Below are 12,448 nucleotides of genomic sequence, written 5' to 3'. Positions count from 1 at the left end.
CATGCGCGGCAATAGGCAAGAAAATCAATGCAGTAAAGAACACAATAGCTTTCATGAATACGCCCCCTTGTGAGGCGTACTATTTGGTCACTACAATCATGGTCAATGCACTGAACAGTCCATAGTTGCTGCCTGAGGTGACAAACCCCTCCGTCTCCAATTGAGGCGGTAGGGCCTTGACGTAGAAGTCGCTCTCCTTCGATGCAGGAACTAGCTAAAGAGCAAAGGCGATAACGACCAGTATGCCGACATAGGCGAACAGCTTGCGCATCGGTGGTCATCCGCTCCTGTCATTGAAAACCCCATTCGATACAGGCTGTAGTGACAGCGCGTGTCAAGTGGACGACCGGAGATGGATGAAATGTCCATACCATTGAAACGATTGCGTTTTCTAGCATGGGACCGGAGGTGGGTGAAAAGCCGGGTGCGCCTACGCCCCGGACCGATCGGAGCCTTCATTCGCACTGCGATGGAAAAGCCGATGGGGATGTTCGGACGGCAACGGCGACCGTCTGGCGATCGACACGTTGTGCAAAGCCAGTGTCACGATGAGCAGCCGGAGCCTGTCCAGACCATCCGCTCGACGACATCGATGTTCGGAAGTTGCGGTGAGCAGGCGTTCGTCGCCATCCGCAGCCGCGTATTCGATCCTTTTTGGGGAGGGCAGGCTAAGTATCTAATATAATTGGTACGCCCAACGGGACTCGAACCCGTGTTACCGCCGTGAGAGGGCGACGTCCTGACCGCTAGACGATGGGCGCACTGAGAGCAGGTATAGATCCCGCCGACTGTTCCCGCAAGTGGGAAATGGCACGCCCTAGGGGAGTCGAACCCCTCTTCCCAGAATGAAAATCTGGTGTCCTAACCGATAGACGAAGGGCGCTTCCTTCGCGGTGGCGCCCTTATAGTCAGGGGTTCGGATTCCCGCAAGCGGCTCGTGCAGTTTTTATGACATTTTTTTTCAGTGGCAAATCCGGATGAGGAAATCGGCGCAAACGGTTCTGAACGCTTTAGAAAGATCCCGGTGCGATCACGGGGAGGCAGGGTGCGAGGCCTCCGCCGCAACGACAATTTCAATGGTGATCGTCTTCGCCTTCGTGCTCATGTTTCAGCCACGAGCATAGCTCTGCGGGCAGAAGTTTTTCGTAGGCATCGTCGCTGCCGACGAAGTTACCGAGATCGTCGACGCTGACGAAGCCGACATTGGGGAATTCTTCGGCCGCGCGTCTGAGGAAGCTGAAGCTGCTCGAGCCGATGCCCACCATGATGTAGTAGATCTGCGATTCGGCATGCTCTGCCTGCTGCAGGACGTGCCAGGCCTGCTCGATGTCCGAGTTTTCACCATCCGTGAGGAAGTAGTTGATGGCCGGCACGCCGGAGCGCGTTTCTTCGCCGAGGACATCGCGCTTGCGCCCGAAAATCATGCCGAGCAATCCTTCCGGCTGATGCTCCTCGAGCAAGCCGTAGGTGAGCAGGTTGGAGCGGATCACCGGGCCGTAATCCGTACCGCCCCAGAGGATGCCGTCGAGGCCGAAATTGTCGATGATCTCGCGCCTGATATAGTCGTTGTAATTCTCAGCGGTCGCCTGGGTGATCGACGCCATCTTGTTGCCGTCGGAAAACACCCAGGTATCGATACGTCCATCATCATCGAAATAAAGCGCAACGGGCAGGACACGCTCCAGGGCGGACTGCATCACCCCGTCCGCGAACAGCTCGCGCATCGAGCCGGAGACATCGATGTTCAGGCCGACCTGCGCCGGGATACGTTCATGGATGCCCTGCTTTTGCAGCACGAATCCCACACGGCGAATTTCCTCTTCCGGTTTTTGCAGCTTGAAGGTCGGCATGCGGATCATCCTTCCGATCTGAGTTTGCAAGAATACGGCTTTAGCTGAGATAGGCTTCGATCACCTCGCCGAGGCCGGTGCTCGAGGCGGTACCGACCGCCTGGAACTCCCAGGCGCCGTCCGGCCGCTTGAGGAAAGAAGCAACGTGCACGGTGGTCTTTCCGGCAAATTCCGAGGTCAGCTGATAGCGGCAGAGTTCGACATCCGCCATGTCGCAGACTTCGATATAGGCATTCCGGACCTTGCCGAAATCCTGGTTTCTGCGGTCAGCCTCGTGGATGGTCGCCCAGACCGCGAGTTCGACAATGTCCTTCGGCAGTTTCGCCAGCACGATCTTGAACTCTTCGCGAAAGCCTTCGCCACCATGCCCGCCGCCATGATCGTCGTCGTCATGCGCGCCACCGCCGCGTCCGGTGCGATCATCGCGCTGATGCCACATCGAGCCGTCATCGGTTTCAAACGAACCGTCGGGCTTCTTGTCCAATGCGCCATCCAGATTGCTGGGACCGCGGACGAAGGCATAGCACAGCGCATGCGAGCCGAAATTATAGAGGCGGGCGCGGTTGCGATCGCCACCAGGATGAATCAGCGCGAAACAATGGACATCGAGATCGAAAGCCGGCCCGGAGCCATCAGGCGGATCCCAGACGAGGCCGGAATGAACGAGCTGGATTTCCTTCTTGATCTGGAACGATTGACCCTTGGTGAGATTGAAAGTTGCCACGCGGTATCTCTCCTGTGCATGAGCATGTGCGGTGTGCCCATTCTGCCAAGTTGCACGCAATGTAGTCAGGCAGTCCTGCCGAGGCAACCCTGACCATAAAGCGAATCTGGCAGCGGCGAGAAATGGATGACGAAGAGTTCTGAGACGCGGACGTAGCTGAGGCAAGGGAGAATTCGCAGCTGTGCGTAACGAAGGCCTACGGTTCTTCCGCGGGAGAGTGGCACGCCCTAGGGGAGTCGAACCCCTCTTCCCAGAATGAAAATCTGGTGTCCTAACCGATAGACGAAGGGCGCCTGCGCTTCGTGTGGGGGCTATATAGACAGCTTAATCGGGCTCCGCAAGCCTAAAAAGACGTGGCAAATTGGAAAAATGCGAGCCGGGGAAAATGCCGGAAAAGCGATTGAAATCATCAGATTAGCGCATTCAGCCGTGACGGCGGCGGCGGCAGCGCCAGTTCCAGTCACGCTCGTCACCGAGGTCGATATGCACCGATTCCGTATAGCAATAGGTGCCAACGCCGCCACGGCCCGGGATCGAGCGCAGATAGTCGGCGAGCTCCCATTTCGACACGCCTTCGACCTGGATATCGGCCGCGGCGCAAAGCGTGTGCATCGAATGCTGCGCGCCGCCGACCCGGCGGTTATGGCCGGGATCGCGATAGCCGGAGGTGACGACGACATGGCGGCCGTAGTGGAGTTCGACCTTTTGCAGCATGTCCTTCAATTGCGGGCCGAAACAGCTGACATCGACCGTCGGGTTCTGCACCCAGAGACCGTTCGGGGCCATACGCGTCATGCCCGGCAGCGAGGCGAGCTTCATCAGGCCGGCCGGCTGGTCGTCACCAGAATCTTCCATCTCGTCCTGCGTGACATTGTTGGTCGGCATCATCGCGGTGGTCGTGACGCCCGGCAGTGCCTGATCGTTGAGCGACGCCGTCTGCATGTTCGGAATGGACTGGGTGTTGATCCGGCGCTTGTTGCCGAATCGGTCGCCATCGAAGCTGGCGGCGGCAATTTCCCGCGGCTGCGTCCGACGGAAGAAATCGGCCAGTGTCAGGCGTTTCTTCCTGGGCTCGGCAGCCGGCTTCTCTGACTGCACGTCGGCGACCGCCTTGTCATAGGACGGCATGGCTTCGAGGCTGCGGGTCTTGGGCTGCGTCGACGGCGTCATATCCTCCATCGCGGCCGAGACGTCGCTGGCCGCATTGTCGGCGGAGGCGACTTCGTCGTCGGAGGGGACAGTCTTGCCGGCCAGAGCGAGGTCCTGCACCTGGCTGACCTGCTGGGCATCCGGCAAGGGAATCGCGGCGGTGTCGCGCGACGGCTGATCCGTCTCGCCGGAATAGATGCTGTTCTGCGCCGCATTCAGCGTCTGGCCCGGCTCGACGCCGTGATCCGTCTGATTGAGCGCCACCTGCTGCGGCACGGCGACCGTTTCGACGGTGGCGGTATTGGCGCTGGCGAAAATGCTGGTCTTCGTCGCCGCGACATGCTGGCGGGCGAGGAGTGAATTGGTGCGGGCGAGTTCGGTGGCAAGCTGACGCTTACGCGCTGCGGCTTCCAGCGTCGCGGCCTGGGCATTGAGTGTATTGGCCTTGAGCGAAGCCTGGTCGTTGAGCAGTTTCGCGTCTTCCTCGGCCTGCTTGGCGATCGCCGACTGCTGGTCGTCGGCCGCGGGCTGCTGCGCGGCAAGGCGGTCCGTCTTCTGAGCGGTCGAAGGCTGGTGATAGACGGGAGGCAAGGTCTCGATGGAAGCAAGCTGGTCGCCCGGAGACGACATGCAGCCGCTCAGAGTCCCGAGGCTACCCGCCAGAAGCGCAACGCGCACAGACCACCCCGGAAGGGAGGAAGAAACCCGGTCTACTCGCAAAAATCCGTCCCCGCAGAGGTTTTTGTTTGTCGGCTTTGTCGGCGCGCGATTCGTAAACACAAAATCGCGGAAAGTAAACTGTTGTAAAATTATCGTGATCGCCGCCGAGAGCGGCAATTTCGATTCGCTATTCACGCAAGATTAGTCCCCGTAACTTGTGTGAAAGCGAATTGCGGCGAAAGCAAGATCGCCGCAATTTGGTCTCTGTTTGGTAAGTCCTGATCTACCGACTACCAGGCGCCCGTGTTCGGCATCGAACTCCACGGCTCGGCCTGGGGCTGTGCGGCGCCCTTCTGCAGGATCTCGATCGAGATGCCATCGGGCGAGCGGACGAAAGCCATGCGGCCGTCGCGCGGCGGGCGGTTGATGGTGACGCCCTTGTCCTGCAGGCTCTTGCAAAGCGCATAGATATCGTCGACCTCATAGGCGAGGTGGCCGAAATTGCGCCCGCCCTGATAATCCTCGGTGTCCCAATTATAGGTGAGTTCGAGCAGCGGTGCGCCGTGGCTGGTGCCGGCATCCCTGTCCTCGGGAGCGGCCAGAAAGACAAGCGTATAGCGGCCGGCTTCATTGTCGGTGCGGCGGACTTCGACGAGTCCGAACTTGTTGCAGTAGAAATCGAGCGCGTCGTCGATGTTTTTGACGCGCACCATGGTGTGTAGGTAGCGCATTGGATTTCCTCGCCTGGTTTTGGAGGCCGCCGGGGGTGGCTCAACAGCGGTACTGCCGACGGCTTATGACGCGCCATTCCTGACCAAAAAGACAGCCTGAAGCAAGCCATTTGTGGGATGAAAACCCGTGGGGATTATAACAGCTAGGACTTGCATATGTTTCATTTCGGGATGTTAATCTCGTAAATGAAGAATCAGTTAACCAGGTATGTGCGCGTAAAGGGGCAAGGGCAGTATGGCGGACAGGATTTCTTCCAAAAACATCTCTCTTTTCGAGGAGATGCCCGCAGAGCCGGTCGATCTGGTCGAAATAACAGGGATAATCAAGTGGTTTGACGTCGCCAAGGGCTTTGGCTTCATCATTCCGGACAATGGCACGGCCGATGTGCTGCTCCATGTGACATGCCTGAGACGCGACGGTTTCCAGACCATTCTCGAGGGTACGCGCGTCGTCGCCCTCATCCAAAAGCGGGATCGGGGCTATCAGGCCTTCCGCATCCTTTCGATGGATACATCGACGGCTATCCATCCGTCCGAAATGCCGCCGGTGAGGACGCATGTCCAGGTGACGCCATCGAGCGGACTCGAACGGGCGATTGTAAAATGGTTCAACCGCACCAAGGGCTTTGGCTTCCTGACGCGCGGCGAGGGCACCGAGGATATCTTCGTGCATATGGAGACGCTGCGCCGCTACGGCATCACCGAACTGCGTCCCGGCCAGAGCGTGCTCGTGCGCTTCGGCGATGGCGACAAAGGCCTGATGGCGGCGGAAATCCATCCCGATATCGTCAACAACAGCAGCCGGCCGCATTGATGATTCTGAGTTCAAAGACGTTTTTGAAGGGCGCCATTCTGGCGCTTTTCTGCTTTCTGGGGCCGGTGTTTGCCGCAAGCGCCGCAGAGTTTCGCACCGAGGGTCTTGAGATCGTGCGGCAGGACGGCCGTGCACTGGATTTCATCGTCGAGGTGGCGACCGACGAGGCTGAGCGCGAGCAGGGGCTGATGAACCGGCAGAGCATGAAGCCGGATCGCGGCATGATCTTCGATTTCGGCATCGACAAGCCCGTCTATATGTGGATGAAGAACACCTATCTGCCGCTCGACATGCTGTTCATCGACCGCAGCGGCAAGATCACCTACATCAAGCGCAACACGCTGCCGCTCAGCGAAGACATCATCGCCTCGCAGGGGCCGGTGCGATTCGTGCTGGAGATCAATGCCGGCGTCAGCGACACGCTGGGGATCAAGATCGGCGATAGCGTGAAAAGCATGCAGGTCTCGCGTACCAGGAGCGGTGAATAGTTCTGCTGCATAGCTCAATTTAGCTGTTGCAGCATGGGGGTGAAGCGTGTAATTCGTCCTCGCTCAGTTGGATCGGAGTGTAGCGCAGCCTGGTAGCGCATCTGGTTTGGGACCAGAGGGTCGGGAGTTCGAATCTCTCCACTCCGACCATTTGCTTTTTTGAAATCAAAAAGATGTTGATTTCCAAGGGTTTTCGACCAATCCTCGGTTACAAATCATGTAACAAACCGGACGGTTGGTCACGGCTGTTGCGCAACTGCTTTGCCGGCAAGTTGAGAGTTCTGGCTTTCCTGGTGGCTTTGGTCGCCGGCCACATTGAGATTGCACAAGCAGGCGATTGGCATCTAACAAATTTCTACGATCCGGAAACAGCTGGGACGGTCGTGTCCGCTAGTGTTTCTGACGATCAAGGCTGCCGGATCGACATTTTCCGCAACAAAGACAACGTCGTAAGGTGGCGACTTTCACTACCGGTAAGTAGTCCCAATCGCCTTCGACGACGGGTATGGTCGCCAAAATTCAGATCGACCAAGGTAAGCCATTCGATGTGGAGATTTTTAGCTCTCCTTACTTAGAAAGCCCGACGTCAACAGGAATGTATGTTCGCGGCCGACTTTGGCACGGTGAAGGGACGTCCCCTACCGCTGGTACCTTGCGTCAAATGCTCGATGGCAAAACGCTGTTTCTGCGATTTCAATTCGCGTCTGGAGCCTACACGGAGAGACGCTTCTCACCTCATTCGGCCTCGGCAATTATTGCAAAGGCGATTGGTGTCAGTGTGGCGTTCGATCCGAACCAAGTAAAATTGGATAGCGAGAGAGGTGAAATAGCTAAAACAGCTTCTCAGTTTTGCTCGACGCAAACCTATTGGAAATGGTGTTTTGGTGTCCTACGTGCGTGTTTGAAAGTTGCCAAACCCCTGACCGCACCAGCCCTTCACGAGTGCATGTTGCATGGCGGACTTCCATACGAGTGAGTCGACTCACCTGCCGAGCGTAGGCAAATGTCGTCCCCGTTATCGATTTTTCACAATATCCGGATGCGCATCGCGAAACGCCGCTAATTCGCCGCATGTGGCGTCAATCGCGACAATCCTTTCCAATCCGCCGAGTTCCACCCCCCAACGCCGCGCATTGTAAACCTGCGGCACCAGGCACAGATCGGCCATGGTCGGCACCTGCCCGTAGCAGAACGGCCCCTCACTCCCTGCCAGCATCGCTTCGAGGTTCGTCAGCCCCCTGGATATGAAATGCCGCATCCACTCCTCCCGCGCCCCCTCGTTTCCCGTGATCTGCACCACATGCCCGGCGACAAGCGGGTTGCAGATGGGGTGGATGTCCATGGCCACCGCATAGGCGAGCGAGCGGACGCGGTGCCGGCCGACGGGATCGCGCGGCAGCAGGCCGGTGCCGAGATGGATCTCGTCGAGATATTCCACGATCGCCAGCGATTGCGTCATGTTCATGCCGTCGAGGGCAAGAGTGGGGACAAGGCCTTGCGGATTGACGGCGAGATAGGCCGGCTGCCGGTGGTCGCCGGCGAGCAGGTCGATGTTTTGGGTCGCGTAGGGAATTCCCAGCAGATTGAGGGCGATCCGGAGGCGGTAGCAGGCGGAAGAGCGCCAGTAGTCGTAGAGGATCGCTTCGCTCATCTTCCCGGACCCTGATATTTTTGCACGCTCTGYTCGATCGCTCCGAAAATCGAGCGGCCGTCTTTGCCGTTCATCTCGATGCGCACCTGATCGCCGAATGTCATGAACGGGGTTTTGGCGCTGCCGCTCTCGATGATTTCCACCATCCTGATCTCGGCGATACAGGAATAGCCGCTGCCGCCCTGGTCGATCGGCTTGCCGGGGCCGCCTGCCATCTTGTTCGACACCGTGCCGGAGCCGATGATCGAGCCTGCGGCAAGGTTGCGGGTCTTTGCCGCGTGCGCGACCAGTTGGCCGAAATCGAAGGTCATGCCGATGCCGGCATTCGGCTTGCCGAACGGCTTGCCGTTCAGCGTGACCAGCAGCGGAAGATGCAGTCTGCCGCCGTCCCAGGCATCTCCCAATTCGTCCGGCGTGACGGCAACGGGGGAGAAGGCAGAAGCGGGTTTGGATTGGAAGAAGCCGAACCCCTTGGCGAGTTCGGCCGGAATCAGGTTGCGGAGCGAGACGTCGTTGACCAGCATCAGCAGGCGGATTGCCTCCCGGGCGGTCTCTGCGCTTGCTCCCATCGGCACGTCGTCGACGATGACGGCGACTTCGCCTTCCATGTCGATGCCGAACGCCTCGTCCGCCATCAGGATCGGGTCGCGCGGCGCCAGAAAGCCATCGGAGCCGCCCTGATACATCAGCGGATCGGTCCAGAAGCTTGCCGGCATTTCGGCATTGCGGGCTTTGCGGACCAGTTCGACATGGTTCACGTAAGCCGAACCGTCGGCCCATTGATAGGCGCGGGGAAGCGGCGAGGCGGCCTCGTGCTCGTGAAAGCGTTTGGTCGGCTGGGCGCCGGTTTCGACGCCTTCGGCGATGCGGGCGAGTCGCGGTGCTGTATACGCCCAGTCGTCCAACGCCGCCTGCATGGTGCGGGCGACATGCCCGACCTCGGTATAGCGGGTGAGATCCCGGGAGACGACGACGAGCTGGCCGTCCCGGGTAGAGTCTTTCAATGTCGCGAGCTTCATGATGCGATCCGGATGCGTGTGTGCAGAATCTTTATTTGATGCCGGGCGTGCCGTCGAACTTGCGGTCGAGATCGTCCCAGCATTCGAGATAATTATCCTGCAGCGTCTCGGTCTCGGCCGCAAACCGGGTCACCTGCTGGGGAAAGCGGGTCTCGAACATGAAGGCCATGGTCTGGTCGAGCTTTACCGGCTTCAGTTCCGTGTTCGACGCTTTTTCGAAACCCAGCGCGTCCGGCCCGTGCGGCAGCATCATATTGTGCAGGCTCATGCCGCCGGGCACAAAACCTTCCTCCTTGGCATCGTAGCGGCCGTGGATGAGGCCCATGAACTCGCTCATGATGTTGCGATGATACCAGGGCGGCCTGAACGTGTGTTCGGCCACCAGCCAACGCGGCGGGAAGATGACGAAATCGACATTGGCGGTGCCAGCTTCGCCGCTCGGCGCGGTCAGCACGGTGAAGATCGACGGATCGGGGTGATCGAAGAGGATGGCGCCGACGGGCGAAAAGGTGCGCAGGTCATATTTGAACGGCGTGTAATTGCCATGCCAGGCGACGACATCGAGCGGCGAATGGCCGATCTCCGTCAGGTAGAACCGGCCGCACCATTTGACATGTACCCGGGAGGGCGTCTCCTTGTCTTCGAAGGCGGCGGTCGGGGTCTTGAAATCGCGCGGATTGGCGAGGCAGTTTGCCCCGATCGGACCGCGATCCGGCAGCGTGAATTTTGCGCCGTAATTCTCGCAGATATAGCCGCGGCAGATCTGCTCGTCGCCGCCGCGCGTGACCTTGAACATCATGCCGCGCGGGATCAGGCAGATTTCATTCGGTTCGACCGCCATCGCTCCCATTTCGGTGAACACCAGGATCGTGCCCAGTTGCGGCACGACGAGCAGTTCGCCATCGGCGTTGAAAAAATAGTCATCCACCATGTCGGCATTGAAGGCATAGGCATGCGCCGCCATGCCGGCCTGGGTCATCACGTCGCCGGCCGCTGTCATCGTGCGGATGCCGCTGAGGAAATCGGTATTGGGCTCAGGGGCGGGAAGCGGGTTCCAGCGCAGCTGGCCGAGCGGCAGCGAGTGCTCCTCGACGCAAGGCGCGGATTTCCAGAAGGGATAGGCCGTATTTGAAAAGCGCCGCGTGTGGCGGACGCTGGGGCGGATCCTGTAGAGCCAGGAGCGTTCGTTGGTGCCGCGCGGCGCGGTGAAGGGCGAGCCGGACAGTTGCTCGGCGTAGAGGCCGTAATTGCATTTCTGCGGGCTGTTCTGCCCTTGCGGCAGAGCACCGGGGAGAGCTTCTGTCTCGAAATCATTGCCGAAACCGGGCATATATTTGAGATCGGCGGCGGCTACGCCTGCGGACGCGCCCGTGTTCGGCACTATCTGGTCCATCGGTCTTTCCTCCCCGAAGTGGAGCCCCGCGGTGACGCGGGGCCGGTCAATCTCATTCGGCGGCGGCGACCTTGATGACGCCGCGCTTGATCTGGTCGGCTTCGATCGACTCGAACAAAGCGCGGAAATTGCCTTCGCCAAATCCTTCGTCGCCCTTGCGCTGGATGAACTCGAAGAAGATCGGGCCGATCACCGTCTTCGAGAAGATCTGCAGCAGAATCTTCGTCATTCCGCCATTCACGACGCCTTCGCCATCGATCAGGATGCCATGCTTCTTCATCCGGTCAATGGGTTCGTCATGGYCATTCACGCGGCTGAACGACATGTCGTAATAGGTTTCCGGTGGGCCGGGCATGAATTTCAGGCCATTGTCGGCCAGCCGGTCGGTTGCGGGATAGATGTCATCCGTGCCGACGGCGATATGCTGGATGCCTTCGCCCTTGTATTTCCTCAGGAATTCCTCGATCTGGCTGGTGTCGTCCTTGGATTCGTTCAACGGAATGCGGATCTTGCCGCAGGGCGAGGTGATGGCGCGGCTCGTCAGACCGGTAATGCGGCCGTCGATGTCGAAGAAGTGGATCTGCTTGAAGTTGAACAGGTTGCGGTAAAAATCCCACCACTTGTCCATATTGCCGCGATAGACATTGTGGGTCAGGTGATCGAGATAATAGAAGCCGACGCCTGCCGGACGGGGATCGCGCTCGCCGAGCCATTCGAACTCGCGGTCGTAGGCCGAACCCTTGGCGCCGTAGGTCTCGATGAAATAGAGCAGCGAGCCGCCGATGCCGACGATGGCCGGCACACCGAGCGTCTTGTCCTGCCCTTCATAGGGCGTGGCGCCATTGGCGACTGCGTGGTTGAAGGCGTATTCGGCATCGACCACGCGCCATGCCATGGACGGTGCGCAGGGGCCGTGCTTTTCGACAAAGCGCCGGGCGTGGCTGCCCGACTCGGCATTCAGGACATAGTTGATGTCGCCCTGGCGCCAGACGGTGATATCCTTGGTTCTGTGCCTGGCCACGGCGCTGTAGCCCATGCGCGTGAACAGCTCACGCAGCTTTTCGGGTTCCTCGTGGGAGAACTCGACGAATTCGAAGCCGTCCGTGCCGGCCGGATTGTCGGCGGTGATTTCTGCCGGGGGTGCGTCGTGCGGGAAAGGACCCATTGTCTCCTCCTTTGAAACTTGATCATGCACAATATGCGCCAGCTTACATGCAATGTGCTTGCATTTATCGTCACATCCGCGCATTGTTTGCACAAACCGTGCGACATTTTAGGATTTCATGCGTTGTCTGAGCAACTAGATAGTTTCGATCTTCGCCTCCTGGATAAATTGCAGCGCGACGGCAGGCTGACGAACAACGAGTTGGGCGACCTGATCGCCCTTTCGCCATCGCAATGCTCGCGGCGGCGGACCCGGCTTGAGGCGGATGGCTACATCCGCGGCTACCAGGCCGTGCTGGATCGACGAAAGCTCGGCATCGAGATGCTGGTCGTGATCTCGGTGACGCTCGCCACCCACAACAGGGACAATGCGCGCCGGTTCGCGCAGCTGGTCAACGGATTGCCGGAAGTCCTGGAAGCCTACGCGCTGACGGGCGATATGGACTACCACCTGAAAGTCGCCATTCGCGGGCTTGAGGATTTGTCCCGGTTTGTCAACGATATCCTTCTGCCGCATGACTCGGTGCAGCATGTGAAGACGTCGATCGTGCTGGATACGCTGAAGTCATTCGAGGGGCTGCCGCTGGGGGCGATTGGGTAGGGTGCTGCGGTTGGTGCGAGCAGGCGAGGTCGACCGAAGGTAATCGCGCAATAGTAAGACCCTCTCTGGCCTGCCGGCCATCTCCCCCACAAGATTCCATGAGGGTGGATAGCGCCACGGCTTGTATCAAAGTCGTGTTTGCAATCCCAACTTTGGAGGGCCTCATGGATATGATCGCAGAGAACCCCGATCGCGCGGGCGCTA

At 59.2% G+C, this 12,448-nt stretch carries 12 protein-coding genes and 4 tRNA genes; 5 read left to right on the top strand and 11 right to left on the bottom strand.

Going from position 1 to position 12,448, the window contains the following annotated elements:
* Positions 1 to 686 precede the first annotated feature (686 nt).
* The 7 genes from AC1DYF_RS37150 to AC1DYF_RS37120 form a co-directional block, all read right to left on the bottom strand.
* A tRNA-Glu gene (locus AC1DYF_RS37150) sits at positions 687 to 761 on the bottom strand.
* Positions 762 to 808: 47 nt separating this feature from the next.
* A tRNA-Glu gene (locus tag AC1DYF_RS37145) sits at positions 809 to 883 on the bottom strand.
* A 190-nt stretch (positions 884 to 1,073) separates the two neighbouring features.
* Positions 1,074 to 1,850 (bottom strand): VWA domain-containing protein, encoded by a 777-nt coding sequence (locus tag AC1DYF_RS37140; RefSeq protein ID WP_477883543.1) that lies wholly within the window; start codon positions 1,848 to 1,850, stop codon positions 1,074 to 1,076.
* Between the two features lie 40 nt (positions 1,851 to 1,890).
* A complete protein-coding gene (locus tag AC1DYF_RS37135) occupies positions 1,891 to 2,574 on the bottom strand; it encodes a TerD family protein (RefSeq protein ID WP_477883542.1) in 684 nt (227 codons plus the stop codon).
* A 218-nt stretch (positions 2,575 to 2,792) separates the two neighbouring features.
* Positions 2,793 to 2,867: transfer RNA gene (locus tag AC1DYF_RS37130), tRNA-Glu, on the bottom strand.
* A gap of 130 nt (positions 2,868 to 2,997) precedes the next feature.
* A complete protein-coding gene (locus tag AC1DYF_RS37125; protein ID WP_477883541.1) occupies positions 2,998 to 4,353 on the bottom strand; it encodes a YcbK family protein in 1,356 nt (451 codons plus the stop codon).
* A gap of 320 nt (positions 4,354 to 4,673) precedes the next feature.
* A complete protein-coding gene (locus tag AC1DYF_RS37120; RefSeq protein ID WP_477883539.1) occupies positions 4,674 to 5,114 on the bottom strand; it encodes a VOC family protein in 441 nt (146 codons plus the stop codon).
* A gap of 235 nt (positions 5,115 to 5,349) precedes the next feature.
* Between AC1DYF_RS37120 and AC1DYF_RS37115 the strand changes: the two genes are divergently transcribed.
* The 4 genes from AC1DYF_RS37115 to AC1DYF_RS37100 all read left to right on the top strand — a co-directional run bounded on the left by AC1DYF_RS37115 (position 5,350) and on the right by AC1DYF_RS37100 (position 7,392).
* Entirely contained in the window at positions 5,350 to 5,928 is a 579-nt protein-coding gene (locus tag AC1DYF_RS37115) for a cold-shock protein (RefSeq protein ID WP_477883537.1), read from the top strand.
* The gene (locus tag AC1DYF_RS37110) at positions 5,928 to 6,416 is read left to right on the top strand and encodes a DUF192 domain-containing protein (protein ID WP_477883535.1); all 489 of its coding nucleotides are present in this window, start codon (positions 5,928 to 5,930) and stop codon (positions 6,414 to 6,416) included. Before AC1DYF_RS37115 ends, AC1DYF_RS37110 begins: the two co-directional genes overlap by 1 nt.
* Positions 6,417 to 6,489: 73 nt before the next feature.
* A tRNA-Pro gene (locus AC1DYF_RS37105) sits at positions 6,490 to 6,566 on the top strand.
* 355 nt (positions 6,567 to 6,921) lie between these two features.
* On the top strand, positions 6,922 to 7,392 hold the full coding sequence (locus AC1DYF_RS37100) for a hypothetical protein (protein WP_477883533.1): 471 nt from the start codon (positions 6,922 to 6,924) through the stop codon (positions 7,390 to 7,392).
* Between the two features lie 39 nt (positions 7,393 to 7,431).
* Here AC1DYF_RS37100 and maiA read toward each other — a convergent pair whose 3' ends face one another.
* The 4 genes from maiA to hppD are packed head-to-tail and all read right to left on the bottom strand — an operon-like array spanning position 7,432 to position 11,644.
* Positions 7,432 to 8,067: a maleylacetoacetate isomerase gene (maiA, locus tag AC1DYF_RS37095; protein ID WP_477883531.1), complete on the bottom strand. Its 636-nt coding sequence runs from the start codon at positions 8,065 to 8,067 to the stop codon at positions 7,432 to 7,434.
* Positions 8,064 to 9,086 carry a fumarylacetoacetate hydrolase family protein gene (locus AC1DYF_RS37090; protein ID WP_477883530.1) on the bottom strand — a complete coding sequence of 341 codons (1,023 nt, stop codon included), beginning with the start codon at positions 9,084 to 9,086 and terminating at the stop codon, positions 8,064 to 8,066. Before AC1DYF_RS37090 ends, maiA begins: the two co-directional genes overlap by 4 nt.
* 31 nt (positions 9,087 to 9,117) lie before the next feature.
* A complete protein-coding gene (gene hmgA / locus AC1DYF_RS37085) occupies positions 9,118 to 10,479 on the bottom strand; it encodes a homogentisate 1,2-dioxygenase (protein ID WP_477883529.1) in 1,362 nt (453 codons plus the stop codon).
* A gap of 52 nt (positions 10,480 to 10,531) precedes the next feature.
* On the bottom strand, positions 10,532 to 11,644 hold the full coding sequence (hppD, locus tag AC1DYF_RS37080; RefSeq protein WP_477883527.1) for a 4-hydroxyphenylpyruvate dioxygenase: 1,113 nt from the start codon (positions 11,642 to 11,644) through the stop codon (positions 10,532 to 10,534).
* Positions 11,645 to 11,767: 123 nt separating this feature from the next.
* Here hppD and AC1DYF_RS37075 point away from each other — a divergent pair, with 123 nt between their 5' ends.
* Complete coding sequence (locus tag AC1DYF_RS37075; protein WP_477883525.1) at positions 11,768 to 12,244, top strand: Lrp/AsnC family transcriptional regulator; 477 nt, start codon at positions 11,768 to 11,770, stop codon at positions 12,242 to 12,244.
* Positions 12,245 to 12,448 lie beyond the last annotated feature (204 nt).

It is taken from the genome of Rhizobium sp. P2_G9 (genome assembly GCF_056403475.1).
Note: the sequence above shows the minus strand (reverse complement) of the source record. Positions and strands in the feature narration are given on the sequence as shown.

Coding starts and splice junctions, on each gene's coding strand:
- AC1DYF_RS37140 (WP_477883543.1), bottom strand. CDS start 1,850: ATGCCGACCTTCAAGCTGCAAAAACCGGAAGAGGAAATTCGCCGTGTG.
- AC1DYF_RS37125 (WP_477883541.1), bottom strand. CDS start 4,353: ATGTCGTCTCCGGGCGACCAGCTTGCTTCCATCGAGACCTTGCCTCCC.
- AC1DYF_RS37120 (WP_477883539.1), bottom strand. CDS start 5,114: ATGCGCTACCTACACACCATGGTGCGCGTCAAAAACATCGACGACGCG.
- AC1DYF_RS37115 (WP_477883537.1), top strand. CDS start 5,350: ATGGCGGACAGGATTTCTTCCAAAAACATCTCTCTTTTCGAGGAGATG.
- AC1DYF_RS37110 (WP_477883535.1), top strand. CDS start 5,928: ATGATTCTGAGTTCAAAGACGTTTTTGAAGGGCGCCATTCTGGCGCTT.
- AC1DYF_RS37100 (WP_477883533.1), top strand. CDS start 6,922: ATGGTCGCCAAAATTCAGATCGACCAAGGTAAGCCATTCGATGTGGAG.
- maiA (WP_477883531.1), bottom strand. CDS start 8,067: ATGAGCGAAGCGATCCTCTACGACTACTGGCGCTCTTCCGCCTGCTAC.
- hmgA (WP_477883529.1), bottom strand. CDS start 10,479: ATGGACCAGATAGTGCCGAACACGGGCGCGTCCGCAGGCGTAGCCGCC.